The 25,532-nt window shown below is 66.8% G+C and carries 24 protein-coding genes and 1 pseudogene; 14 read left to right on the top strand and 11 right to left on the bottom strand.

Translation table 11 applies throughout. The annotated features are described in order from the left end of the window. The first annotated feature begins 32 nt into the window (after positions 1–32). On the top strand, positions 33–815 hold the full coding sequence (locus tag ACIBK2_RS07595) for a crotonase/enoyl-CoA hydratase family protein (RefSeq protein WP_396964766.1): 783 nt from the start codon (positions 33–35) through the stop codon (positions 813–815). A gap of 52 nt (positions 816–867) precedes the next feature. On the opposite strand, the gene ACIBK2_RS07590 is transcribed toward ACIBK2_RS07595, so the two are convergent. Further along, positions 868–1,284 carry a VOC family protein gene (locus ACIBK2_RS07590; RefSeq protein ID WP_396964764.1) on the bottom strand — a complete coding sequence of 139 codons (417 nt, stop codon included), beginning with the start codon at positions 1,282–1,284 and terminating at the stop codon, positions 868–870. A gap of 189 nt (positions 1,285–1,473) precedes the next feature. On the opposite strand from ACIBK2_RS07590, the gene ACIBK2_RS07585 reads away from it, so the two are divergent. Then, positions 1,474–2,472: a sigma-70 family RNA polymerase sigma factor gene (locus ACIBK2_RS07585; RefSeq protein ID WP_396964762.1), complete on the top strand. Its 999-nt coding sequence runs from the start codon at positions 1,474–1,476 to the stop codon at positions 2,470–2,472. 916 nt (positions 2,473–3,388) lie between these two features. On the opposite strand, the gene ACIBK2_RS07580 is transcribed toward ACIBK2_RS07585, so the two are convergent. The 3 genes from ACIBK2_RS07580 to ACIBK2_RS07570 form a co-directional block, all read right to left on the bottom strand. After that, positions 3,389–3,616 (bottom strand): RCC1-like domain-containing protein, encoded by a 228-nt coding sequence (locus ACIBK2_RS07580; RefSeq protein ID WP_396964760.1) that lies wholly within the window; start codon positions 3,614–3,616, stop codon positions 3,389–3,391. A 542-nt stretch (positions 3,617–4,158) separates the two neighbouring features. Beyond that, positions 4,159–5,757, bottom strand: coding sequence for an acyl-CoA synthetase (locus ACIBK2_RS07575; protein ID WP_396964758.1), 1,599 nt, complete (start codon positions 5,755–5,757; stop codon positions 4,159–4,161). Positions 5,758–5,779: 22 nt separating this feature from the next. After that, positions 5,780–6,817: an LLM class F420-dependent oxidoreductase gene (locus tag ACIBK2_RS07570; protein WP_396964756.1), complete on the bottom strand. Its 1,038-nt coding sequence runs from the start codon at positions 6,815–6,817 to the stop codon at positions 5,780–5,782. A 115-nt stretch (positions 6,818–6,932) separates the two neighbouring features. On the opposite strand from ACIBK2_RS07570, the gene ACIBK2_RS07565 reads away from it, so the two are divergent. From ACIBK2_RS07565 to ACIBK2_RS07545, 5 genes and pseudogenes are all read left to right on the top strand, one after another. Continuing rightward, a complete protein-coding gene (locus ACIBK2_RS07565) occupies positions 6,933–7,895 on the top strand; it encodes a Zn-ribbon domain-containing OB-fold protein (RefSeq protein WP_396964754.1) in 963 nt (320 codons plus the stop codon). Continuing rightward, positions 7,861–8,943, top strand: a complete 1,083-nt coding sequence (locus ACIBK2_RS07560) for a thiolase domain-containing protein (RefSeq protein ID WP_396964752.1) — start codon at positions 7,861–7,863, stop codon at positions 8,941–8,943. The genes ACIBK2_RS07565 and ACIBK2_RS07560 overlap by 35 nt, the downstream gene beginning before the upstream one ends. Continuing rightward, positions 8,940–10,106: a thiolase domain-containing protein gene (locus ACIBK2_RS07555; RefSeq protein WP_396964750.1), complete on the top strand. Its 1,167-nt coding sequence runs from the start codon at positions 8,940–8,942 to the stop codon at positions 10,104–10,106. Before ACIBK2_RS07560 ends, ACIBK2_RS07555 begins: the two co-directional genes overlap by 4 nt. Positions 10,107–10,111: 5 nt before the next feature. Continuing rightward, a pseudogene (locus tag ACIBK2_RS07550) lies at positions 10,112–10,957 on the top strand (TIGR03619 family F420-dependent LLM class oxidoreductase); the annotation flags it as partial. 116 nt (positions 10,958–11,073) lie between these two features. Then, a complete protein-coding gene (locus tag ACIBK2_RS07545) occupies positions 11,074–11,493 on the top strand; it encodes a nuclear transport factor 2 family protein (protein WP_396964748.1) in 420 nt (139 codons plus the stop codon). Positions 11,494–11,570: 77 nt separating this feature from the next. Here the strand turns inward: ACIBK2_RS07545 and ACIBK2_RS07540 are convergent, their stop codons facing one another. Beyond that, on the bottom strand, positions 11,571–12,872 hold the full coding sequence (locus ACIBK2_RS07540; protein WP_396964746.1) for a cytochrome P450: 1,302 nt from the start codon (positions 12,870–12,872) through the stop codon (positions 11,571–11,573). Between the two features lie 97 nt (positions 12,873–12,969). Here ACIBK2_RS07540 and ACIBK2_RS07535 point away from each other — a divergent pair, with 97 nt between their 5' ends. After that, positions 12,970–14,133 carry a steroid 3-ketoacyl-CoA thiolase gene (locus tag ACIBK2_RS07535; protein WP_396964744.1) on the top strand — a complete coding sequence of 388 codons (1,164 nt, stop codon included), beginning with the start codon at positions 12,970–12,972 and terminating at the stop codon, positions 14,131–14,133. A gap of 362 nt (positions 14,134–14,495) precedes the next feature. Next, positions 14,496–14,912 (top strand): helix-turn-helix domain-containing protein, encoded by a 417-nt coding sequence (locus tag ACIBK2_RS07530; protein WP_011207048.1) that lies wholly within the window; start codon positions 14,496–14,498, stop codon positions 14,910–14,912. Positions 14,913–15,213: 301 nt separating this feature from the next. Here ACIBK2_RS07530 and ACIBK2_RS07525 read toward each other — a convergent pair whose 3' ends face one another. The 5 genes from ACIBK2_RS07525 to ACIBK2_RS07505 form a co-directional block, all read right to left on the bottom strand. After that, complete coding sequence (locus ACIBK2_RS07525) at positions 15,214–16,224, bottom strand: hypothetical protein (protein WP_396964742.1); 1,011 nt, start codon at positions 16,222–16,224, stop codon at positions 15,214–15,216. Next, entirely contained in the window at positions 16,221–16,736 is a 516-nt protein-coding gene (locus tag ACIBK2_RS07520) for an ImmA/IrrE family metallo-endopeptidase (RefSeq protein WP_357379662.1), read from the bottom strand. The genes ACIBK2_RS07525 and ACIBK2_RS07520 overlap by 4 nt, the downstream gene beginning before the upstream one ends. Before the next feature lie 88 nt (positions 16,737–16,824). Then, complete coding sequence (locus ACIBK2_RS07515; RefSeq protein WP_396964739.1) at positions 16,825–17,910, bottom strand: hypothetical protein; 1,086 nt, start codon at positions 17,908–17,910, stop codon at positions 16,825–16,827. A gap of 131 nt (positions 17,911–18,041) precedes the next feature. Continuing rightward, the gene (locus ACIBK2_RS07510) at positions 18,042–18,953 is read right to left on the bottom strand and encodes an SDR family oxidoreductase (protein WP_396964737.1); all 912 of its coding nucleotides are present in this window, start codon (positions 18,951–18,953) and stop codon (positions 18,042–18,044) included. Between the two features lie 32 nt (positions 18,954–18,985). Next, the gene (locus tag ACIBK2_RS07505; RefSeq protein ID WP_396964735.1) at positions 18,986–19,774 is read right to left on the bottom strand and encodes an SDR family oxidoreductase; all 789 of its coding nucleotides are present in this window, start codon (positions 19,772–19,774) and stop codon (positions 18,986–18,988) included. Between the two features lie 98 nt (positions 19,775–19,872). On the opposite strand from ACIBK2_RS07505, the gene ACIBK2_RS07500 reads away from it, so the two are divergent. The 5 genes from ACIBK2_RS07500 (at position 19,873) to ACIBK2_RS07480 (ending at position 24,053) form a co-directional block, all read left to right on the top strand. Further along, positions 19,873–20,637 (top strand): enoyl-CoA hydratase family protein, encoded by a 765-nt coding sequence (locus tag ACIBK2_RS07500; protein WP_396964733.1) that lies wholly within the window; start codon positions 19,873–19,875, stop codon positions 20,635–20,637. A 14-nt stretch (positions 20,638–20,651) separates the two neighbouring features. Continuing rightward, positions 20,652–21,536 carry a cholesterol ring-cleaving hydrolase subunit IpdA gene (gene ipdA, locus ACIBK2_RS07495; protein ID WP_396964731.1) on the top strand — a complete coding sequence of 295 codons (885 nt, stop codon included), beginning with the start codon at positions 20,652–20,654 and terminating at the stop codon, positions 21,534–21,536. After that, positions 21,533–22,291, top strand: coding sequence for a CoA-transferase subunit beta (locus ACIBK2_RS07490; protein WP_396964729.1), 759 nt, complete (start codon positions 21,533–21,535; stop codon positions 22,289–22,291). Before ipdA ends, ACIBK2_RS07490 begins: the two co-directional genes overlap by 4 nt. A 148-nt stretch (positions 22,292–22,439) precedes the next feature. Next, positions 22,440–23,501: an NAD(P)H-dependent flavin oxidoreductase gene (locus ACIBK2_RS07485; protein WP_396964727.1), complete on the top strand. Its 1,062-nt coding sequence runs from the start codon at positions 22,440–22,442 to the stop codon at positions 23,499–23,501. 222 nt (positions 23,502–23,723) lie between these two features. Continuing rightward, positions 23,724–24,053, top strand: coding sequence for a heavy metal-binding domain-containing protein (locus tag ACIBK2_RS07480; protein WP_357380333.1), 330 nt, complete (start codon positions 23,724–23,726; stop codon positions 24,051–24,053). On the opposite strand, the gene ACIBK2_RS07475 is transcribed toward ACIBK2_RS07480, so the two are convergent. Then, a complete protein-coding gene (locus tag ACIBK2_RS07475) occupies positions 24,054–25,526 on the bottom strand; it encodes a CoA transferase (protein WP_396964725.1) in 1,473 nt (490 codons plus the stop codon). It lies immediately after the preceding gene. Positions 25,527–25,532 lie beyond the last annotated feature (6 nt).

Genomic DNA, 25,532 nt, shown 5'->3' with positions numbered 1-25,532 from the left:
AACGATCGGCTCGAAGGTCAGGAGATTCGCTAATGCCACATTGCCTCGTCGAGAAACGCGACCATGTCCTCATCGTGACGATGAATCGCCCCGAGGCGCGCAACGCGCTGTCGGCGGAGATGATGGCGATCATGCGCGACGCCTGGGACCAGGTGGACAGCGATCCGGACATCCGGGTGGCCATCCTGACCGGCGCGGGTGGCGCGTTCTGCGCGGGCGCGGACCTCAAGGCGATGACCACTCAGCACCCCGGCGATTCGTTCGCGGGCGGCGGCTGGGATCTGTCCAAGATCGAGGCACTGCTCAAGGGCCGCAGGCTCACCAAACCGCTGATCGCCGCGGTCGAGGGCCCGGCCATCGCGGGCGGCACCGAGATCCTGCAGGGCACCGACATCCGGGTGGCCGGCGAAAGCGCGAAATTCGGTGTGTCCGAGGCGCGTTGGGGGCTGTTCCCGCTCGGCGGGTCCGCGGTGCGGCTGGTCCGTCAGATTCCGTACACCGTCGCCGCCGACATCCTGCTGACCGGCAGGCACGTCACCGCCGCCGAGGCCAAGGAGATCGGGCTGATCGGCCACGTGGTGCCCGACGGCAGCGCGCTCGACAAGGCACTCGAACTCGCCGCACTGGTCGCCGCCAACGGTCCGCTCGCCGTGCAGGCCATCCTGCGCACCATCCGCGACACCGAGGGCATGCACGAGGAAGAGGCGTTCCAGATCGACGCGAAGCTCGGCACCGCCGTCTTCCGCTCGACCGACGCCAAGGAGGGCCCGAAGGCCTTCGCGGAGAAGCGTAAGCCGACCTTCACCGGCAGCTGAGAAAGCAACGCCCCCGGGACCATTCGGTACCGGGGGCGACCCCTCGCCGGGCTCAACAGCCCGGGTAGTCCATCCAGAACGGCTCCCACTGGTGACCGTCCGGGTCGAGGAAGGTGCGGCTGTACATGCCGACCTGCTCCTCCTGCGCCCGCTTGGCCTCGCTGATCTCCTCGGTGCCGCCGGCGGCCAGTGCTGCGGCCGCGAGCGCGTCCACCTCCGCGACGCTGGTCAGCGCCAAACTGTAACTGGCACCGATCTTCTCGGCGGTGTCCGCGACCCGGCGCTTACTGAAGGTGGTGAAGAACTGTCTGGTCAGCAGCATCAGGCAGATGTTGTCATCGATTACGATGCAGGCCGCGTTGTCGTCGCAGAATTCCTGGTTGACCTTCCAGCCGAGCGCCTCGTAGAAATCCTTCGACCGGTTCAGCTCGGCGACGGGTAGGTTGAGGAAAATCATCCGGCTGGTCATGTCGGCACCTTTTCGTAGTCCGCCTGTTTAGTTGCGCACAAATAAGGACGAACCCCGGCTGCCGAACTCATCGCTCGCCCACACGATGTGACAGGCCGCACTGCGGCGAGCCCGGCGATGATCTTGATCGCGCTGGTGGCGGGCTTTTGGGTCTGGGATGTGTCGGTGGGCTGTGGCAGGGTGACACCCATGAACGACTTGTCCGGCTCGTCCGCCGGCCTCGCTCCCGACGTGCTCGAATCCTTCGAGAAGCACCGCCGGGAATTGTGCGCTTACGCCTACCGCATGCTCGGCTCCTCCTTCGAGGCCGAGGACGCCGTCCAGGAGACCTTCACCCGCGCGTGGAAGTCCTACGACTCCTTCGAGGGACGCGCGAGCCTGCGCTCCTGGCTGTATCGGATCACCACCAACGTCTGCCTCGACATGCTCGACGGACCGCAGCGGCGCGCCAGGCCGATGGACCTGTCCGGACCGTCGCGACCGGATTCACCGCTACCCGCGCCACAGCCGGATTACGTCTGGATCGAGCCGATCCCGAACGCCCTGGCCTTCGGCGCCGATCCGGCCGACCATGCCTCGGCCAAGGACACCCTGCGCCTGGCCTTCGTCGCGGCCTGTCAGCACCTGCCCGCCACCCAGCGCGCGATCCTGATCATGCGGGAGGTGCTGCGTTTCTCCGCCAACGAGACCGCCGAGGCCCTCACCATGTCCCCCGCGTCGGTCAACAGCGCGCTGCAACGCGCTCGCGCCACCATGTCGAAGGTGCAGCCCGCCGCCACCGACACCTACGACGAATCGAACGAGGATCAGCGCAAGCTGATCGACAACTTCGTCAAGGCGTTCGAGGCGTACGACATGGACGCCCTCACCACACTGCTCAAAACCGACGTCTCCCTGTCCATGCCGCCGCTCGAATTCTGGGTCTCCGGCCCGGCGAACGTGGCCGCATTCATGCTGGGCCACGGCAACGCCTGCCGCGACTCCCGCATGATCCGACTGGAAGGCGCCAACGGCGAACCGGCCTTCGGCCAGTACAAGCCCGGCGACGAGCCGGGTGTGTGGATCCCGTGGTCGGTCATCGTCCTCGAGCTCGACGCCGACGCCATCTCCGGCATGTGCTTCTTCCTCGACACCGAGAAACTGTTCCCACTCTTCGGCCTGCCGCCGGAACTGCGCGAACCGGTCTGAGCCCGCCCCGCCCCCGCCCCCGCCCCCGCCGAGAGGTTTGCAAGAACGAGTGGGCAGGTCGTTTCTGAGGAGTTGCAGTCGCTTTCGGGATTCGCACCCCTTTGGGGTGCTCAGAGGGGTGCGAATCCTGGCGGCGCAACCGCGCCACCCCTAGGCGGCAAACAGCCGCACCCACTCTGCAAATCTGCACTCTCACTCGGGATCTGCACTGACTGTAGGGCCCTATTCCGAGTGCAGATCCCGAGTGAGAGTGCGGATCTATGGTGAATCCGGGTACAGCACGGCCTGCGCTGAACGGCTCACCCGTTGTTTAACCTGCACACCCGCTATACCGGGTGTGCAGGTTAAACAACGGGTGAGCACCTTCCAATCCCCCACGCGAGCAGCGGAATCGGCACCCTCTATCGGGATCGCACACCCGGATTAGGGCCTTACTGCCGGGCGGATTCCGAGAATTAGGGCCCTACTGCCGGGCGGATGCCGAGAAAGGGTGCCGATCGGTGCTCGAAACCGGGAACACACCCCGCCACGAGTGCCCAGCACCCACCCCACCAAGCCGAACCCAGAATCTGCGCACTCTCTCGGGACCTGCACTGGGGCGAATTCCGAGAAAGAGTGCGGATCCGCAATCGAACCGGGAACACACCCCGCCCCGAGTGCCCAGCGCCCCACCCCACCAAGCCGAAACCGGAATCTGCGGACTCTCTCGTGACCTGCACTGGGGCGAATGCCGAGAAAGAGTGCTGATCCGCAATCGAACCGGGAACACACCCCGCCCCGAGCGCCCAGCACCCCACCCCACCAAGCCGAACCCAGAATCTGCGCACTCTCTCGGGATCGGCACTGGCTTTAGGGTCCTATTCCGAGTGCCGATCCCGAGTGAGAGTGCAGATCTTGGGTGTACCGGTTGGAGGGGTTACTTCGCAGGCTGATTGATCACCCGACGTCGCGCACCCCGTACAGAGGAAGCGCACCTCGCGCAAACGCTGTGCGACCCCGCACTCGCCACTCTGACTACAGAATCCGCACTCTCACTCGGGATCGGCACTGGCTTTAGGGCCCTATTCCGAGTGCCGATCCCGAGACAGAGTGCAGATCCTGGAGACACCGGCTCACCGAGCACCTGACGGGTCTGATCGAGCATCGAAACCGCCGCCGACCACCCGCTCTTGTCCAAAGCGCTTGTCACGCAACCACAGCCAGATGACCACCTCACCAACGCGACACCGCGCACCTGACGTGCACCTAAAGCCGGGTACGGCACACGACGCGCCCAGCACTACTCACGGGAAAATGTGGATAGGTCTTCAGCTTCTCTGGACTGTCCACCTCTGGAGTCCTGAGAAGCACTTGCCCGGATAGGTGCACTATTCCGAGGGTCTCTGCGTGTACTGGTCCGAGATCGTGTACGGAGAGATCTCCGGTGGTGTGCTGTCTGCGAGGTTTTCGACTGGTTCATCGGATGACCGGAGTAGTGCTGAGCACGTCAGGTGGGGTACCCGACCTTCTCTTCCGCAGCCTGTGATGGGCAGCGTGTGGGTTCCAGCGTGAGGACTGGCTGTGGTCCGGTTGAAAGATGCTGGGGAAATCGAGGCGAGTCAAAGGGTCGTTGGGTGTCATCGAGGCGAGTCAAATGGTTGCTGTTGAAGATCGTTTAGCGACCATATGACTCGACTCGATGGGTGGTTACGACGCGGGGACGTAGCGCTCGCGGAGTTTGCGCTTGTAGAGCTTGCCGTTGGGGTCGCGGGGTAGCTCGGCCAGGTAGTCCACCGACTTCGGCATCTTGTACTTCGCTAATTGCGTTGCGGCGAAGGCGAGTAGGTCGGCGGTGAGTTCGTCGCTGCCTTCGATGCCCTCCGCAGGCTGCACCACGGCCTTCACTTCAGCGCCCCAATCCGGGTGCGGGATACCGAAGACCGCTACGTCGGCGACCTTCGGGTGGGTGATCAGTACGTTTTCGATCTCGGCCGGGTAGATGTTCACGCCGCCGGACAGGATCAGGTCGGAGCGGCGGTCGTGCAGGTAGAGGTAGCCGTCCTCGTCGAGGTGGCCGATGTCGCCGACGGTGAACAGGTCGCCGACGCGGGAATCCTCGGTCTTGGCCTTGTCGTGGTGATACTCGAAACTCGAAGCGCCCATGCGCATGTAGACCAGGCCGGGCTCATTCGCGGGCACCTCGGTGCCGTCCTCCTCGCTGAGCACCTTGATCACCGACCACGGCCACGGCTTGCCGACCGAGCCGGGCTTGCGCAGCCACTCGGTCCCGTTGATCACCGTGCCGCCGCCCTCGGTGGCCGCGTAGTACTCGGTGACGGTCGGTCCCCACCACTCGAGCATCTTCCGCTTGGTCTCCTGCGGACACGGCGCGGCACCGTGCACCATGCTGCGCAACGAGGACACGTCGTACTTGGCGCGCACCGCCTCGGGCAGCGCGAGCAGCCGATGGAACTGGGTCGGCACCATGTGACTGTGCGTCACCCGGTACTTGTCGATCAGCCGCAACATCTCCTCGGCTTCCCACCGATCCATCAGTACGAGCTTGTGCCCCAGCTGAATCGAGATGGTCGCGAAGTTCAGCACCGCGGTGTGATAGAGCGGCGAGCCGCAGATGTGCACGTGATCGTCGTACGGCGCCAGCTCGAACAGGCTGAAGAACGCGCCGGTATGCGGCGGAACGACATCCGGGTCCGCGCCGGTGAGCGGACGCCGAACGCCCTTGGGCCGCCCGGTGGTTCCGGAGGTGTAGAGCATCGGCGCGCCGGTGCTGCGGTCGGCCGGTCGCCCGGTATCCGCGGCGCCCAGCCAGGCCACCGACTTGAAGCCCTCGATCTCGCCCACCGAAAAGCGCGCCGCGGCAGGCAGTTTCGCCTCGTCGGCGGCGGCCTTCCCGGTGGCGGCGAAACGATCGCTGACCAGGAACGCCTTGGCCTCGCTGTCCTGCAGGATGTAGGCGACCTCGGGGCCGGTGAGGTGCCAGTTCACCGCGACGATGTACAGCCCGGCCTGGTACGCCGCGAAGTAGGCGGCGATCGCCTCGACGCAGTTGTGCACCATGCTCACCAGCACATCGCCGGTTTCCAGGCCGAGCCCGCGCAGGCCGGTGGCGTAACGGTCGGCCAGCGTGGCCAATTCGCGATACGTCACCTCCCGGCCCGCCGGATCGACCATGGCGATCCGATCGGGTTCGGCTTCGGCGATGTTCCAGAGACCGAGAATTTTTACTGGCTCCTGCCCTGGGGGATGGTTAGGAGGCGTAGCCGACGGGGTGGGTGAGGCATTCACCCTATTGAATCTAGAACGTGTTCTACATATCGACAAGGGGTGCGAGCCGACGTAATTGCTCGACATCGGGAGCCGACACCAACATCATGGTGACACCGGCCGCCGACCAGACCCCGAGTTGCTTACGGACATGCTCCTCGTCGCCGATGATCGCGGTGTCCAGAATCATTTCGTCTGGCACCACGGCCGCCGCCTCGGCCTTCTTGCCGGACAGGAACAGCCTGCCGATCTCGTCGACCTCCCGCTCGTAGCCCATCCGCCGATAGACCTGCGCATGGAAATTCTGTTCCGGCGCACCCATGCCGCCGATGTAGAGCGACATGATCCAGCGCATCTTCTCGAGCTCGCTCGCCGGATCGTCGGTGATCACCACCTGACAGCTGGCGGCAATCTCGAAATCCTCGCGCGAGCGCCGCGCGCCCGCCCTGGCGAAACCCTCGTCCAGCCAGTCGTTGTACATGTTCGCCAGCCGCGGCGCGTAGTAGATCGCCAGCCACCCGTCCGCGATCTCCGCGGTCAGCGCCACATTCTTCGGGCCTTCCGCGCCGAGCCAGATCGGCAAATCCGCACGTAGCGGATGCACGATCGGCTTGAGCGGCTTACCGAGTCCGGTCGAACCCGGCCCGAGGTAGGGCAGCGGGTAATTCGGCCCGTCGTTGGTGACCGGCCCTTGCCGCTCGAGGATGCGCCGGATGATCCCGACGTATTCGCGGGTGCGCTGCAAAGGCTTGGCGAACGGCTGCCCGTACCAGCCCTCCACCACCTGCGGCCCGGACACCCCGAGCCCGAGGATCGCCCGGCCGCCGCTGAGATGATCCAGCGTGAGCGCGTGCATGGCGGTCGCGGCGGGCGTACGGGCCGACATCTGCACCACTGACGTGCCGAGCCGCACCCGCTCGGTCGACGATCCCCACCAGGTCAGCGGGCCGAACGCGTCCGATCCCCACGATTCCGCCGCGAACACCGCATCGAACCCGGCCTCCTCGGCCGCGACCACCAACTCCCCCGCATGCTGCGGCGGCTGCGCCATCCAGTACCCGAGTTGCAGTCCGAACTTCATGGAACACCCTTTCCGAGACAACTGCTTGCCAGCAGAATAAGAACCTGTTCTACTCGACATTGTGACTCAGGGGAATACTGCATCCGGCATAATCGCGGATGAGAGAGGGTCGGAATTGAACACCGCACCCGATGTGCTCAGCGCGCCCCTTCGGGTGCGATTCGACTACACCCGGTCCGTGGGACCGACGATCGGCAACTTTCTGACCAACCTGCGCGCCCGCAAGCTCGTCGGCGTGCGCGGCTCGGACGGGCGGGTGCTGGTGCCACCGCCGGAATACGATCCGGTGACCGCCGAGGCGCTCACCGAATTCGTCGATGTCGCCGACACCGGCACTGTCGAATCGTGGACCTGGGTGCGCGAGCCGCTGCCCGGCCAGCCCTTCGACCGGCCGTTCGCATGGGCGCTGATCCGGCTGGACGGCGCGGACACCGCGCTGCTGCACGCCGTCGACGTCGCCACGCCCGACGACATTCAGACCGGTCAGCGGGTGACCGTCAGGTGGGCAGCCGAGACCACCGGCAGCATCCACGACATCGCCTGCTTCGTGCCTGGCGAAACGTCCGACGCACCAGCCGAAGCCGCGGCCGACGGTGACCCGGTCACCATCATCACCACACCGGTCGATCTCAGCTACAACCACACCGCCTCCCCGCAGGAGACCGTCTACCTGCGCGGACTGGCCGAAGGCAAGCTGCTCGGTGGCCGCACCGACGCCGCGGGCAAGGTGTACTTCCCGCCGCGCGGCGCCAACCCGACCGACGGCAGACCCACCGATCAGGTCGTCGAGCTGCCCGACCACGGCACGGTCACCACGTTCTGCATCGTGAACGTGCCGTTCCTCGGTCAGCGGATCAAGCCGCCGTACGTCGCGGCCTACGTGCTGCTGGACGGCGCGGACATCCCGGTGCTGCACCTCGTACTCGGTTGCGAGGCAAGCGAAGTGCGGATGGGCATGCAGGTGAAGGCCGTGTGGAAGCCGCGCGAGGAGTGGGGCTTCGGGCTGGAGAACGTGGACCATTTCCGCCCCACCGGCGAGCCCGATGCCGAGTACGACACCTACAAGCACCACCTCTGAGAGGCGAACGTTGACTGACAACGCCACCGACATCGCGGTCGTGGGTTTCGCCCACGCACCGCACGTGCCGGAAACCTTCGGCACCACCAACGGTGTGGAGATGCTGGTGCCCTGCTTCCAGCAGCTCTACGGCCAGCTCGGCATCACCAAGTCCGACATCGACTTCTGGTGCTCCGGCTCCTCGGATTACCTTGCCGGACGCGCTTTTTCGTTCATCTCCGCGATCGACGCAATCGGCGCGGTGCCGCCGATCAACGAGTCGCACGTGGAGATGGACGCGGCCTGGGCGCTGTACGAGGCGTGGGTGAAACTGCGCTCGGGACAGGCGAAGACCGCGCTGGTGTACGGCTTCGGCAAGTCGTCGGCGGGCACGCTGCGCCAGGTGCTCACCATGCAGCTCGATCCGTACCTGGTGACGCCGCTGTGGCCGGACGCGTGGTCCATCGCAGGCTTGCAGGCCAGGGCCGGGCTCGACGCGGGCCGCTGGACCGAACGCGACATGGCCGCGGTTGCCGCTGGCGACGGCGGTGATGTCGAAAGTCTGCTCGGCGCACCGTATATCGCCGATCCGCTGCGCGCCCACGACGTCGCCCCGATCACCGACGGCGCTGCCGCCATCGTGCTCGCGATCGGCGACCGGGCCCGCGAACTCTGCGAGCGTCCCGCGTGGATCACCGGGATGGCGCATCGGGTGGACACCCCGATGCTCGGCGCCCGCGATCTCACCGTCTCTCCCTCCACTTCGGCTGCGGCACAAGCGGTTACCGGCGGCGATACCAACTTCGACATCGCCGAGTTGCACGCGCCGTTCAGTCATCAGCAGCTGATCCTGGCCGAGGCGATCGGCCTGAAGAACGGCACGAAGGTGAATCCGTCGGGCGGCGCGCTCGCCGCGAATCCGATGTTCGCCGCCGGGCTGGAACGAATCGGCTTCGCGGCCAAAGCGATCATGGGCGGTTCCGCGAATCGCGCGCTCGCCCATGCGACCAGCGGGCCCGCACTGCAGCAAAACCTTGTGACAGTTCTTGATTCGGAGGCGAGCCGATGAGTTTCCCGGCCGCGGTGCTCGGCACCGGACAAACCCATCACGTGACGAAAAGAACCGATGTATCGATGGCGGGCATGTGCCGCGAAGCCATCGATCGTGCGCTCGACGACGCCGGTCTCACCATCGCCGACATCGACGCGGTGGTCGTCGGCAAGGCGCCGGACCTGTTCGAGGGCGTCATGATGCCCGAGCTGTATCTGGCGGATGCGTTGGGCGCCACCGGAAAACCGCTGCTACGGGTGCATACGGCCGGTTCGGTCGGCGGCTCCACCGGCGTGGTCGCCGCCAATCTGGTGCAGGCGGGCGTGCACAAGCGGGTGCTCGCGATCGCCTGGGAGAAGCAGTCGGAGTCGAATGCCATGTGGGCGTTGTCGATTCCGGTGCCGTTCACCATGCCGGTCGGCGCGGGCGCGGGCGGCTACTTCGCCCCGCACGTGCGCTCCTACATCCGGCGCTCGAACGCACCGAGCCATATCGGCGCGATGGTCGCGGTCAAGGATCGCCGCAACGGCGCCAAGAACCCCCTCGCTCACCTGAAACAGCCTGATATCACCCTGGAGTCGGTGCTGGCCTCGCAAATGCTGTGGGACCCCATCCGTTTCGACGAGACCTGCCCGTCCTCCGACGGCGCGTGCGCCGTGGTGATCGGCGACGAAGAGGCGGCGACCGCGGTCGAGGCCACCGGCAAGAAGGTCGCGTGGGTGCACGGCACCGCGATGCGCACCGAGCCGACCACCTTCGCCGGCCGCGATCAGGTCAACCCGCAGGCCGGGCAGGACGCGGCCGCCGCGCTGTGGAAGGCCGCGGGCATCACCGACCCGCTCAACGAGATCGACGTGGCCGAGATCTACGTGCCGTTCTCCTGGTTCGAGCCGATGTGGCTGGAAAACCTCGGCTTCGTGCCGCAGGGTGACGGCTGGAAACTCACCGACAAGGGCGAAACCGAGATCGGCGGCATTCTGCCGGTCAACCCGTCCGGCGGCGTGCTCTCCTCCAATCCGATCGGCGCCTCCGGACTCATCCGGTTCGCCGAGGCGGCCAAGCAGGTCATGGGCCGGGCCGGTGCCTGCCAGGTCGACGGTGCCCGCAAGGCGCTCGGCCACGCGTATGGCGGTGGGTCCCAGTACTTCTCGATGTGGGTCGTTGGGTCGGAGAAGCCATGAGCCCGCTGCAGTTCAGCCTCGGCATCGCGCTGAGCCCACTGGAACAGCTGCCCGAGCTGGCGAAAACCGCTGAGGAGTGCGGGTTCTCGTCGATCGCGCTGCCAGACTCGCTGTTCTACATGAAGTCGGCGGCGGCCAAGTACCCGTATACCGCCGACGGCAGCCGGTTCTGGGGCCCGGAGACGCCGTGGGTAGATCCGCTCATCGGGGCGACCGCCATGGCGGCGGTGACCAGCCGGATACGGTTCTACACCAACGTGCTCAAGCTCGGTTCGCGCAGTCCGCTGCTGCTGGCCCGCCAGGTCGGCTCGGTGGCGAACCTTTCCGGCAACCGCTTCGGCTTCGGCGTCGGGATCGGCTGGGCGCCGGAGGAATTCGAGTGGTGCGGGGTGCCCTACGCGCGGCGCGGCGCCAGGGTGGACGAGATGATCGAGGTCATCAAACTGGTCCTCGGCGGCGGCATGGTCGAATTCCACGGCGACTTCTTCGATTTCGACCAACTGCAGGTCAGCCCCGCGCCGACCGAACCGGTGCCGTTCTACATCGGCGGGCACACCGAGGCGGCACTGCGGCGCGCCGCCCGGGTGGGTGACGGCTGGACCTCGGCCATGATGACCTACGACGAACTGTGCGGCACCATCGGCAAGCTCGACGCGCTGCGCGCCGAATTCGGCCGCGGCGAGGTGCCGTTCGAGATCCAGGCGGTGTGCGTCGATCGGTTCGGCCGTTCGGGCTATCAAGACCTGGCGAACGCGGGTGTCACCGACGCGATCGTGGTCCCCTGGCTCTTCGACGGCATCGGCTTCGACGGCGAACTCGCCGCCAAACAGGACTCGCTGCGGCGCTTCGCCGCGGCGAACATCGAAGACCCGATCGTCGCGGAGGTATCGGCATGCGAGCGAAGCGCGCCGTCAAACACAGCGACCCTGGTCGGCATGCCGGAGCCGAGCGCCAGCGAGGTGGAGGCATGACGACAACCGCCGACCACCCGGCCCGGACCGCCGGGCTCGCCTCGCAGGCCGCGGTGCGGGCCAGGGACAAGGACGCGTGGGTCGCGCTGTTCGCCGAGGACGGCATCGTCGAAGACCCCATCGGCCCTTCGGGTTTCGACCCCGAGGGCAAGGGCCACCGCGGCAAGGCGGCGATCGCGGCGTTCTGGGACAAGGCGATCGCGCAGACCGAGTTGATCGAGTTCCTGTTCGGCGACTCGTTCGCCTGCGGGAACGAGATCGCGTTCACCGGGACCATCCGCAGCACGCTCGGCGGTCATCAGATCGACGCCGACGGCGTCTTCACCTACCGGGTCGATGGCGACGGCAAAATCGCTGCGCTGCGGGCCTTTTGGGAAGTCGACCGGGCCATGGCGACGGCGACGAAGATCAGCTGAACCAACGGGCGAAGGGCCCTCGCACCGGAGTGGGGACTACCGGTGCGAGGGCCCTTTTTCGTCGGTACCCGCAGGCGTCAGTGCGCGACGGGGCAGGTCTTGAAATCGACCGGGAATTCCTTGATGCCGTTGAGCCAACCGGACCGCAGCCGCCGCGCGTCACCGATCTTGGTGATATCCGGCAGGTGATCGGCGATGGCGTTGAAGATCAGGTCGACCTCCAGCCGAGCCAGGTTCGCGCCGACGCAGAAGTGCGCGCCGGTACCGCCGAAGGACACGTGCGGGTTGTCCTTTCGCATGATGTCGAACTGCTCCGGGTTCTCGAACACCTCGTCGTCGAAGTTGGCCGACCGGTACAGCATCACCAGCCGCTGCCCCTTCTTGATCTGCACCCCACCGAGTTCGGTGTCCTCCAGCGCGGTCCGCTGGAACGAGATGATCGGCGAGGCCCATCGAATGATCTCGTCCACGGCGGTCGCCGGACGCTCCTTCTTGAACAACTCCCATTGATCCGGGTTGTCCAGGAAGGCCATCATGCCGTGGGTGATCGCGTTGCGTGTTGTCTCGTTGCCCGCCACCGCGAGCAGGATCACGAAGAAGCCGAACTCCTCCGGCGTCAGCTGATCACCGTCCACGTCGGCCTCGACCAGCTTGGTGACGATGTCGTCGGCCGGACAGGCCTTGCGGTCGGCCGCCATTTGATAGGCGTAGCCAAGGATTTCGGCGGACGAGGCGACCGGGTCGACGTCGATGTCGGGGTCGTCGTAGCCGGTCATCTCGTTCGACCAGGTGAAGACCTTCATCCGGTCCTCATCCGGGATGCCGATCAGCTCCGCGATCGCCTGCAGCGGCAGCTCGCACGCGACCTTGGCGACGAAGTCACCGGAGCCGGATTCGGCTGCGGCCTGGACGATCTCGTGGGCGCGCGCCGAAAGTCGCTCGCGCAGACCGTTGATCGCGCGCGGGGTGAAGCCGCGCGAGATGATCTTGCGCAGCTTCGTGTGTTCCGGAGCGTCCTTGTTGAGCAGGATGAACCGCTGCAGTTCGATCTGCTCGCGGGTGATGTCGTCGTTGAAGCGCGGGATGGCGGTGTTCTCGAAGGTGGAGAACACCTCGCCGCGCCGCGACACCTCTTTGACGTCGGCGTGCTTGCTGACCACCCAGAAGCCCTCGTCATGGAAGCCACTGACCTCGACCGGCTGCGGATTCCACCAGACCGGGGCGGTGCGGCGCAGCTCGGCGAATTCCTCGACCGGGATCCGGTCGGCGTAAATGTCGGGGTCTGTGACGTCGAATCCGTCCGGCAGATTCGGCCGGACATTCCGAGGGTCTACCACCAGATGTCTCCTTCGACAAACTGAAACACGTTCTATAATCATTGAAGCATAGGCGGCCGGATCAGGGAAGAAACCGGACAGAACCGCCTCCTATCTACCGGAACTCGTTTCAGTTTCTGTATCGAACGAAAGGTTGGACATGGGCACACCCGTCATCATCGAGGCCGCTCGCACCCCCATCGGCAAGCGCGGCGGCTGGCTGGCCGGCCTGCACGCCAGCGAGCTGCTCGGCCTGGCCCAGCGCGGACTGCTCGAGCGCGCGCACCTGGATCCGGCACTGGTCGAGCAGGTCATCGGCGGCTGCGTCACCCAGGCGGGCGAGCAGTCCAACAACGTGACCCGGGTCGCCTGGCTGCACGCCGGCTTGCCCTGGCAGGTCGGCGCGACCACCATCGACGCGCAGTGCGGCTCGGCGCAGCAGGCCAATCACCTCATCGCCGGTCTCATCGCGACCGGCGCCATCGATATCGGCGTCGCCTGCGGCATCGAGGCGATGAGCCGAGTTCCGCTGGGCGCCAACGTCGGCGAGCACGCCGGGCCGCGCAGGCCCGCGTCCTGGAACATCGACCTGCCGAATCAGTTCGAGGCGGCCGAGCGGATTGCCAAGCGGCGCGGCATCACTCGCGCCGACGTCGACGAGTTCGGCGCCCGCTCGCAGCGCCTGGCCGGACAGGCCTGGGCCGAGGGCCGGTTCGATCGCGAGGTGCTGACCGTCTCCGCGCCCGCTGTCGACAAGGAAGGAAATCTGACGGGCGAAAAGCTGGACGTGTCACGCGATCAAGGCCTGCGCGAGACGACCGCCGAGGGGCTGGCAAAGCTGAAGCCGGTGCTGGAGGGTGGCATTCACACCGCGGGCAGCTCGTCGCAGATCTCCGACGGCGCCGCCGCAGTACTACTGATGGACGAAAAGGCCGCGCAGCGAGCCGGATTGCGGCCGCGGGCGCGGATCGTCACCCAGGCGCTCGTCGGCGCGGAGCCGGAGTTCCATCTCGACGGCCCGGTTCAGGCCTGCTCGCGGCTGTTGGAGCGATCGGGTATGACCATCTCCGACATCGATCTGTTCGAAATCAATGAGGCGTTCGCCTCCGTGGCGTTGTCGTGGGCCTCGGTGCACCAGCCGGACATGGACCGGGTGAACGTCAACGGCGGCGCGATCGCGCTCGGCCATCCGGTCGGCTCGACCGGATCCCGGCTCATCACAACGGCTTTGCACGAGCTGGAGCGAACCGGCCGCAGCACCGCCATGGTGCTGATGTGTGCCGGTGGCGCATTGGCGACAGGGACCATCATCGAACGGATTTAAGGCCTTCAACCCCTGGAAACGGGATTGTTGAACGTTCATCCCCCAGGCCCGGAAACGTGTCGTACGCCACATGATGTCTTCGACTTGCAACTAGATGAGACGTCAGCTATCTTTCCGCTATCAGGACCGTATCGGGGAAGACCTCCGCGACGGGCCAGAACCGGTCCGTACCTCGGCTTCTCGAGAGCCGTTGGGGTGACCCGCAAACGCGACGGTCCCAGTGCCTTCGCCGGAGCAGCACCTAGAAGCTTCAAGGAAATCCGGAATCAGGCGTAGGTTTTCAGTTACTGAGCCGCTAATATCAATGATACGTATCCGAGATAACGACTGTTAGTACAGCGAAGGGAATTGGGCGGCTCACAATGGCTGATTTCGCGGCGCGGCTGAACAAGCTGTTCGAAACCGTGCATCCCCCGGGGCGTAAGCCGCACACCAACGCGGAGGTTGCGGCTGCGCTGACGGCCTCCGGACATCCGATCTCGAAACCGTACCTGTCGCAGTTGCGGTCGGGACAACGGACGAACCCGTCCGATGAGACGGTGGCCGCCCTGGCGAAGTTCTTCAAGGTCAAGCCGGACTACTTCTTCAACGACATCTATGCCGCCAAGATCGATCATGATCTGGAGTTGCTGTCCCAGCTGCAGGGCTACGGACTGCGACGGCTGTCGAGTAGAGCGTTCGACCTGTCCGAAGAATCTCAGAACCTACTCACCTCCATGGCGGAGAAGTTGCGGGCAAGTGAAGGCTTGCCCGAAATTCCTCCGGATGGCACCGAATAGGTTCGCTTGCACGACAAGCACAGTGCGACCCTCTGGGTCGCACTGTGCTGTGTTATGTGTGCGTCCAATACGGAGAGCGGGACAGGGCTGCCCGGAGAAATAGGGGCGTGCCCCGTCAAGGCCGCTGACGATGTCCCGATCACCGCCGGATGCAAGCACATTCGACAAACTTGGAACTAGCGCACGCGCAAGTTTTCCCCGGACAACTGATTTCGACTCAACCGTATCCGGGACTACTGTCCCGGACGCTCATCTCGCAGCACGCACTAGTGCGTTGAATACGCGCCAGAGCCCTTCGACCTCAATTTCGGACGTGCTCCAGCGATGTCGCGTCATACGCCCTGGCGATCGCCTGGACCCAGCCGCGCGGACTAATCCCCTCCGGCGGAGCAATCCACCGCGCGTCGACCGCCACATCGCCCAAAGGGTTTCTCGCCCACTGCGCCACGGTGTCCGCGCGCTCGACCACCGACCGTGGCGGCGGCGGCACCGCCGCGAGCACCACGCCACCGCCCGACTGCAGATACAGGGCGTCCATGATCTGCGCCACTTGATCGGACGCCTTCAACTGAGTCGACGTGCCGGTCTGGTCGTGCGCGACCACCTCGGGGAAGCGACCGATCATGATGCGGTGCAGCAGCCGAATCTGGCGCAGCAGCACCCGCGCGCGCACCCACAGCTCCACCACGATCCACACCGCGCCGAACGCGACGAGCAGGCTCGCGATTTCCCACGCCTGCCACGCCCAGTTCGGCAGGCCCGGCGGCACCGGTGGCGCGTCGGTGAACGCTCGCCGAATTTCCAGCACCGCGAGCACCGCGACGACCGCGGATCCGGTGGTGTAGATCGCGATACCGCGACCGAGCGTGGTCCAGTCGAGGTTGCGCAGGCCGGTGATGACGATGAACACCGCGCCGAACGCGACGACCTCCCAGCCGAAGGTGAACGACCACGCGATCGCCGCGGCCACCGCCACCAGACCGATGCTGTAGATCACCATGGCGACCTGACGCAGGTTCTGCCGGGAGACCACCGGCCAGGCGGCCGAGGCGACCACCGAGGTGGCCGTGACGAAGGCGATCCAGGACGACACCACCACACCGTCGGACAGCCAGCCCGCGTGCACGCCGTGCGGGCGCAGATTGTCGATGGCCACCGCGATCTCGGGGACCGCGACGGTGGCGGCCAGCGCGACGGCGGCCACCGCCACCACGATGGCCACCCGGGCCGTGGTGGCCGGCTTGACCAGCACGCGCCCCACCCGGGCACCTGCCGCCATCCAAACCAGCAGAGCCGTCAACCAGAGGGTCATCCCAACGCCTCATCGAATCGAAGGACCGAGACGCCTGCGCCACGGCTGTTGAACACGCGGAGACGGGTCATCAGCATGGCGGCAAAGGTCTCGGCCTCCCACTCGGCGAGCTCGTCGGCGCCGTCGTCGACGATCTGCTGGTGTGCCCGCTGGCTGAGCATGTAGGCGATCAGATCGTCGCTGGCTTCCAGGGTCACCTCGGGCGCGGGCGCGCCCTCGTGGTTGAACACGATGTGCCCCAACTCATGTGCCAAGGTGTGCTCCCGGCTCGGCAGTGACTGGGCTAGCACGATCACGTCGCGATCGGGGTAGAGCCTGCGCTGCCCGCACACTCCTGGCCCCAATTCCGCACTGGCGATTTCGATTTCGCGATGCCGCTCGCTCGCGATGGCGAGCACCACCTCGTCGAGGGTGGTGGCATCGGAGTCAGCCGCGACAGCACACACCGCATCCACCGCTGCCGCGACTCGGCGGTAAGACCGTGAGCTGCTTTGCGTTTTGCTTTCACTCATGCCTGCACCTCGCTGGCGCTCGGTTCCGGCATGCGCGAGGCACGCTGCGTCATGATTCGTTCGCTTCGCTCACTCATGCCAGCACCCCTCACGGCCTCGGGAAGAACATGGCACGGGCGGCGTCGACTCGGGCCTGCGCGGCCGAGGCACCCTGGAAACTCACTGCGCCGGAACCGGCTCCGGCCAACCCGAGGGCGAGCAGGCCGCCGATCACCGACAGCAGTTTGGGTTTGGGGAGCCCGTCGTTGGCGCTTGTCGGACGCACGTCAGGGTTGGGCTTGACGGGGGCCGCCTGCACCGGAGCGGGCGGGGCAGGCGGAGGCGGAGGTGGCACCGCCGCCGGAGCCGCGGCGGGCGCGGGCAGGAGTACCGGCAACGCCGGGATGGCCGGTATCACCGGGGAGGGCACCGGCGGGACCGCGATCGGCGGAGCCGCGGGAGGAGCGGGCGGCGCGGGGATCGGGATCAAAAGCAGCAGCAGCGGGGCGGCGGAGCCGACGGCCGCCGAGCCGACAGCGGCGGAACCCACTGCGGCAGAACCGGTTGCGGCCGAACCGACGCCCGCGGAACCGACTCCGGCCGAGCCGACACCTGCGGAACCGACACCGGCCGAACCAACACCTGCGGAACCCACTGCGGCGGAACCTGTTGCGCCGACACCGATTCCGGCTGAACCCACTGCGGCGGAGCCCGTTGCCAGCGCACCGACGCCGGCGGAACCCGTGACACCGAGCGCGCCGGAACCAGTGCCGAGGACTATGCCGAGTCCGGCCGACCCGGAACCGAGCGTCAAGCCGAGTCCGGCGGAACCGGTACCGAGCACTGCGCCGAGTCCGGCCGAACCAGCGGCGCCTGCCGCAGCCGATCCACCGGCGGCCGCGGAACCGCCTGCGGCAGATCCACCGGCCGCGGCAGAACCGGCAGCGGCGGATCCGGCAGCAGAGCCCGAACCGATCGCGGGATTGGTCGGCACCGCACTGACATCTGTGGGCTGACCGGGCACCGACAGTGGGTACCAGGGATCTCCGGTGTCATAGGGCGGCGGAGCGGGGTCTGCAGCGCACCCTGGACAGCGTTCCGAGGGCTGTGCTTCGGCCGCCACCGGGCCGAGTAGCGCAAAGCCGGCCACAATCCCAGCTACCGCGACCACACGGAACGTGCGACCAATGGCCATGCGCCGGACCTTCCCCTCATTCATAAAGCGCAGATCTCACCCGGTCGCGACTCTCACACGGGACTTTTAACGGATGGGGGCCATAGTAAACCCCTATCGGTAGGTGCGCAGGAAGAAGGTCAGAAGCCTGATCAGGCCCCGTACACTGCTTCGGGCGGCATCCCCTTGGCAATCAGGTCAGCTACTACCGGGCCAAGTTCGGCAGGCGACCACCTGGCGCCGCGATCGACCGCGACGCCGTGCCGCCACCCGTCGGCCAGGGCCACTTTCCCGCCCTCGACCTCGAACATGCGTCCGGTGACCGCCGCGGATTGCGCGCTGCCGAGCCAGACGACCAGCGGCGAAATGTTCTCCGGAGCCATCGCGTCGAAGCCGTCTTCCGGTCGCGCCATCGTCTCGGCAAACACGGTTTCGGTCATCCGCGTCCGGGCCGCAGGTGCGATGGAATTCACAGTCACTCCGTAGCGGGCGAACTCCGCGGACGCCGTCAGGGTGAGTCCCGCGATGCCTGCCTTGGCCGCGCCATAGTTGCCCTGACCGACGCTGCCCTGCAGACCGGCGCCGGAGCTGGTGTTGATGATCCGGCCGTCGACCGGACGACCCGCTTTCGACTCCCCGCGCCAGTATTCGATCGCATGCCGCATGGTGACGAAGTGGCCCTTGAGGTGGACCCGGATCACCGCGTCCCACTCGTCCTCGCCGAGGTTGACCAGCATCCGGTCGCGGACGAAGCCTGCGTTGTTGACCAGCACGTCCAGTCCACCGAAGGTGTCCACCGCTTGGCGGATAAGCCGTTGGCCGCCTTGCCAATCCGCGACATCGTCACCGTTCGCTACGGCCTCGCCACCGAGCGCCACGATCTCCGCGACGACCTGCTCGGCAGGAGTCTCGCCGGTCGCGGCGCCGTCCAGCGCCGAGCCGAGATCGTTGACCACTACGCGCGCTCCGGCGGCGGCGAAGGCGAGCGCGTGTGCGCGTCCGATGCCGCGGCCAGCGCCGGTGACGATGACGGTGCGGCCTGCGCAGATCTGCTCGGTGTCCATACCTGTGTCCTCTTCGTGGGTGTCCGGTGTTTTCAGGACTGCTGACCGCTGGCCGCGGTGGACGCGGCCAGGAAGGCGGGGCGCTCGCCGCCGCCGTGCACCAGCAGGGCGGCCCCGCTGACGTAGCCGGCCAGCGGGGAGGCGAGGAAGACGGCGCAGCGGCCGACGTCGTCCGGCTCGGCCATCCGGCCGAGCGGGATGGTCTGCCCCACCGCGTCGATGCCGGCCTGGTCGCCGTAGTGCAGCTGGCTCTGCTCGGTGACCACCGGGCCGACGACGAGCGAGTTGACCCGCACCTTGGGCGCCCATTCGACGGCGAGCGACGCGGTCAGGCTGTCCATCCCCGCCTTGGCCGCGCCGTAGGCGGCGGTGCCCGGGGACGGCCGGTGGCCGCTGACGCTGGAGATGTTGACGATCGAGCCGCCGTCCGGCTGCTGCTGCATCACCGCGTTCGCGGCCTGGGAAACCAGCAGCGGCGCAAGCAGATTCAGCTCGACGATCTTGGCGTGGAAGTTCTTGCTCGCGGTGGCGGCCAGCGCGAACGGGGCGCCACCCGCGTTGTTGACCAGGTGGTCGAGGCGACCGTGCCGTTCGATGACCGCATCGATCAGTCCGCGCACCGCGTCGGAGTCGCGAATATCACAGGGCAGGAATTCGATGGCGCGGCCGTCGGCCTCGATCGGTGCGTCGCCCGGCCGCCGGGCGCAGGCGATCACCGTCGCGCCCGCGGCGAGGAACGCCCTGCTCACCCCGGCACCCACGCCACGGACGCCGCCGGTCACCAGAACGATGCGGTCGGCCAGATCGATTTCGAGTGCCACCGTGCTAACCTACCAAGCAACTGCTTGCTTTGCCAATGCTGGGCCCGGCCGAGCCTGGTCGCTCACGGTGGGCCGTGGCCTGCACGAAGGGATAGTCGATGGGGATCAACCGTCACTCCGAATCAACCGGCATCACCGTGGTCACGGTCGACTATCCGCCGGTCAACGCGATACCGACGGACGGCTGGTTCGATATCGCCGACGCCGTCCGGGAGGCCGGGCGGGACAAGGAAACGCGAGTCGTGGTGCTGCGCGCCGAGAATCGCGGTTTCAACGCCGGTGTCGATATCAAGGAGATCCAGAGCAAGCCGGGTCATCAGGCGCTGATCGACGCGAATCATGGCTGCTTCGAGGCCTTTGCGGCGGTCTACGACTGCCCGGTGCCGGTGATCGCGGTGGTGCAGGGCTTCTGCCTCGGCGGCGGGATCGGCCTGGTCGGCAACGCGGACGTCGTGATCGCCTCGGACGACGCCACTTTCGGCCTGCCCGAGGTGGACCGCGGTGCGCTCGGCGCGGCCACCCACCTGTCCCGGCTGGTGCCGCAGCATCTGATGCGGGCGCTGTTCTATACCGCGAGCACCATCACCGCGCAGCAGTTGCAGCACTTCGGCTCGGTGTATCAGGTGGTACCGCGCGCCGAACTCGACGCCGCGGCAATGGAAGTCGCCAAGAACATCGCGGCCAAGGACGGCCGGGTGATCCGCGCGGCCAAGCGCGCGCTCAACGGCATCGACCCGCAGGACGTGCACCGCAGCTACCGGTACGAGCAGGGATTCACCTTCGAACTCAATCTCGCCGGTGTCGCCGACGAGATCCGCGCCCGGTTCGACGACGATCTGGCCGCGCGCAAGGCCGAGCAGTAAGGGATCGGAAAGTCATGCGAGACAAGCGAATGTCGCTCGACGAGGTCGTCGGCGAGTTGCGCAGTGGAATGACCATCGGGATCGGCGGCTGGGGGTCGCGGCGCAAGCCGATGGCGCTGGTGCGGGCCATCCTGCGGTCGGATATCACCGATCTGACGGTGGTCAGTTACGGCGGACCGGATCTGGGATTGCTGTGTTCGGCGGGCAAGGTACGCAAGGCGTACTACGGCTTCGTGTCGCTGGATTCCGCGCCGTTCTACGATCCGTGGTTCGCGCACGCCAGGACCTCGGGCGCGCTGGCGGCGCGCGAGATGGACGAGGGCATGCTCAAGTGCGGGCTGGAGGCGGCCGCGGCGCGGTTGCCGTTCCTGCCGATCCGGGCCGGGCTCGGCTCGGATGTGCCGAACTTCTGGGACGGTGAATTGCGCACGGTCGCTTCGCCTTACCCGGACGCCGACGGGCAGACCGAGACGCTCATCGCGATGCCCGCGCTGAATCTCGATGCGGCGCTGGTGCATCTGAATATCGGTGACCGGCACGGCAATGCCGCCTACACCGGCGTCGACCCGTACTTCGATGATCTGTACTGCCTAGCCGCCGACCGGCGGTACGTGTCGGTCGAGCGGATCGTCGAGACCGACGAGCTGGTGAAAACCGTTCCGCTGCAATCGCTGCTGCTCAACCGGATGATGGTCGACGGCGTGGTCGAGGCGCCCAACGGCGCGCACTTCACCCTGGCCGGTGACAGCTACGGCCGGGACGAGAAGTTCCAGAAGCACTACGTGCAGTCGGCGAAGACGCCCGAGGCGTGGCAGCAGTTCGTCGACAAGTATCTGGCCGTCTCCGAGGACGAGTACCAGGCGGCCGTGCGCGAGTTCGCACAGGAGGGTTCGCGATGACGACCACCGAAACCATTACCCGCGCCGAAGTCTGCGCGGTCGCCTGCGCGGAGATCTTCAGTGGCGCAGGCGAAATCATGGCCAGCCCGATGTCGCCGATGTCGATCATCGGCGCCCGCCTCGCCAAGCTGACCACCGAACCGGACCTACTGCTCTCCGACGGTGAGGCGCTGTTGTTCGCCGACACTCCCCCGCTGGGCGGCAAGGCGCCGATCGAGGGCTGGATTCCGTTCCGCCGCGTGTTCGATGTGGTGGCCTCCGGTCGGCGGCATGTGGTGATGGGCGCCAACCAGATCGACCGGTACGGCAATCAGAACCTGTCCGCGTTCGGCAGGCTGCAGCAACCGACCCGGCAGATGTTCGGCGTCCGTGGTGCACCGGGCAATACGATCAATCACGCGACCAGTTACTGGGTTTCGCGGCACACCAACCGGGTGTTCACCGATCGGGTCGACATCGTCTCCGGCGTCGGCTACGACAAAATCGACCCGGCCAACCCGGCCTTCCGCTTCCACCACCTGCACCGGGTGGTCACCAACCTGGGCGTCTTCGACTTCGAGGGACCCGACCACACCATGCGGGCCCGCAGCCTGCATCCCGGCGTCACCGCCGCCGAGGTCGCCGAGAACACCTCGTTCGAGATCCACGGACTGGCCGACGCCGGGGAATCCCGCCTACCCACCCCCGAAGAACTGCGGCTGATCCGAGACATCCTCGACCCCAACCGCATTCGCGACACCGAGGTCCCCTCATGAACCACCCCCACCCGACCGAAGGCGCCCTTCACCCCGTCTGCCGTACCGAATGCGCCCTTCGGTCGACAGGCGCTGCTCGACCGAAGGGCGCATTCAGTCGGTCAGTGGCGATGAAGGCGCCCTTCGGTCGGAGAGGTGTGGTGACGGCATGAGCGCTCGGTTGCGTACCGCGTTGACGGAACTGGTCGGTGTCGAACATCCCGTCGTGCAGACCGGCATGGGCTGGGTGGCCGGCCCCAGCCTGGTCGCGGCGACCGCCGAGGCGGGCGGTCTCGGCATCCTCGCCTCGGCCACCATGACCTACCCGGAGCTCGAAGCAGCGATCGCGAAAACCAAGGCGCACACCGGGAAACCGTTCGGCGTGAACATCCGCGCCGACGCCTCGGACGCGCCCGAGCGCATCGATCTGCTGATCCGGGAAAAGGTGGCCGTCGCGTCGTTCGCGCTCGCGCCCAAGCAGGACCTCATCGCCAAGCTGAAAGACGCGGGCGTGGTGGTGATTCCGTCGATCGGCGCGGCCAAGCACGCGGTGAAGGTCGCGTCCTGGGGCGCCGACGCGGTGATCGTGCAGGGCGGCGAGGGCGGCGGGCACACCGGTCCGGTGGCCACCACCCTGCTGCTGCCGTCGGTGCTGGACGCGGTCGATATCCCGGTGGTGGCCGCGGGCGGTTTCTTCGACGGTCGCGGCCTGGCCGCGGCGCTGGCCTACGGTGCGGCGGGCGTCGCGATGGGCACCCGTTTCCTGCTCACCCAGGAGAGCACCGTGCCCGAGGCCGTCAAGCAGGAGTACCTGCGCAGGCAGCTGCAGGACACGGTGGTCTCCACCAAGGTCGACGGCATGCCGCACCGGGTGCTGAACACCGAACTGGTGCAGCGCCTTGAACATTCGGGCCGCACCCGCGGGCTGGCCGCCGCCGTGGCCAATGCCGCCAAGTTCAAGAACATGACCGGCATGAAGTGGTCCACCCTGGTGCGTGACGGACTGAACATGCGAAAGACCAAGGACCTCACCTGGTCTCAGGTCGTAATGGCCGCCAATACGCCGATGTTGTTGCGCGCCGGTCTGGTCGAGGGCAACACCCAGGCGGGGGTGCTCGCCGCCGGTCAGGTCACCGGCATCATCGAGGACCTGCCCACCTGTCAGGAGCTCATCGACCGGATCGTCGCCGATGCGATCGCCCGGATCGAAGCGCTGCAGAAGACCCTCTGAGCCCGCCATGTGAATGCCCCGCGCCCGCGAGGGAGCGGGGCAGTTCGCTCAGCGAACTGCGGTCGCCACGCAGGTCGCCGTGCCCGTACGATCCGGCTCATGAACCAGCCGATGCCCCCGCAACAACAGAACTATCAGCAGCAGCAACCTGGATATCAGCAGCCGCCGCAGCAGGGCTACCAGCAACAACCGCCGCAGCAGCAGCCCGCACCGCAGTTCCCCATCCTCGTCTCCACCATGAACGACGTGCCTGGCCACGAGGTCGTCCGGGTGTTCGGCGAAGTGGCGGGCCTGACCGTCCGCAGCCGGGGCATCGGCTCCAACCTCGCTGCGGGCTTTCGTTCGCTCGGCGGCGGCGAGATCACCGAATACACCCAGCTGCTCTACCAGTCCCGCCACGAAGCGATCATGCGAATGTGCCAGCACGCCATGTCCTTCGGCGCCAACGGCATCCTCGCCATGCGCTTCGACTGCAACGAGATCGCCAACACCATGAGCGAGGTCGCCGCCTACGGAACGGCGGTGCTGCTCAAGCCTGCCGAGAAGGCGTAGTTACGCGGCGAGCCATTCCGGGCGGCTGGAGCCGCGGGGTGCCAGGCCGAACCGGTACCGGCCAGGGGTCTGCGACATCTGCACCTGCTCGGTGACGCCCTGGTACATCCCCGCGGGGCCGTCCATGGTGAAGATGTCCGGGTCGAGGTAGCGGTGGTCGTCGTCGGAGTCGAGCGTGGCGGCCACATACTCCTTGTCGAAGATGCCCAGGCTCAAGGTCCACAACGCGACGCGGGACAGGCTCACGTGCACCCGGTAGCTGCCGCCCTGCTCGGCTCGACGTTGCAACGCGGCGGCGATGCCGATGGTGGACAGCCAGGGCATGATCCAGTCGTTCACCACCCCGAGGATCGGCAGCCGTGGCGCGTCGGGACTGCCCTCCAGGAGGGTCATCCCGGTCGCGACGCCGGCGTTCTGGTCGAACCCGACGCGATCGGCCCACGGCCCGGTCTGCCCGAAGAGTGAATTGCTGACGTGGATGATGCCCGGCCGGATCTCGGCGGCGTCGGCGGGCGAGAGCCCGTGCCGATCGAGGTAGCCCACCCGCCGGTTGGCGTAGAAGATGTCGGCTCCCCGCAACAGTTCTCGCATCTTGTGCACGTCGTCGGCGGTGTCGAAGTCGAGGAACGAGGAGCGCACGCCGACATTGGCGGTTCGATAGAGCGTATCGAGTTCCCCTTCCCGCGCACGCCAGATGTTCAGCACGTCGGCACCGTGCAGGGCGAGAGTGCGGCCGATCCCCGCGCCCGCGATGATGTGCGCGTGGCCGAGTGCCCGGAGGCCGTCCAGCGGCGCGGTGCCACCGGCAGGCAGCGGCTCGGGATCGCTGTCACCGATCTTCTCGACCGCGATCAGCGGCATATTCGCCAGCACCTCGGTGAACTGTCGTTCGGCCATCAGCTCTTCCAGGCCGAGCGCTTTGGTCAGCACCACGCCCGCGGCGGCGGCAGCGGCCTCCAGTTCGGTGGAATTCCAGGTACGCACTTGGCGGGCAACGGATTCGGCACTGTCGGTGGCGCCGAGCAGACCCAGCAGATCGGACTTCAACTTCGGATAGACCGGCACCGGCATCACGTGGCGGTCGTCGGCGGTGCGGTAGAACTGCGGCGTGGCAGCGTCCGCGGGGTTCAGTGGCTGCGGTAACTCGCCGTTGAGCATTTCCCATTTGCCGTCGTAGAAGGGACACAGCCGGTGCGGCGCCTTGCGCAGATCCATGCTGATGTCCTGGCCGGGGCCGCCACGCAGCTGCCACAGCTTGGCCATGCCGACCGACTTGCCGACGAGCGCGATGCCGGGCGCCGAGGCCAGGCTCAGCGTGCTCGACACGATCGGGTCGGCGCCGACGAAGGTGATGTCGCCACCCGAGTCCTCGACGGAGAGACCGACGCCGCCGAGGACCTCCTGCAATTCTGCGTGCGGGTCAACCGGCTGATTCTTGTTGTGCAGCGCGTTCTTCAGACGTTGAGTGAGCATGGCCGA

The organism is Nocardia sp. NPDC050175, from assembly GCF_044459885.1.
In the GTDB taxonomy this organism is placed as follows: domain Bacteria; phylum Actinomycetota; class Actinomycetes; order Mycobacteriales; family Mycobacteriaceae; genus Nocardia.
This window is presented reverse-complemented; position numbering and strand designations above follow the sequence as displayed.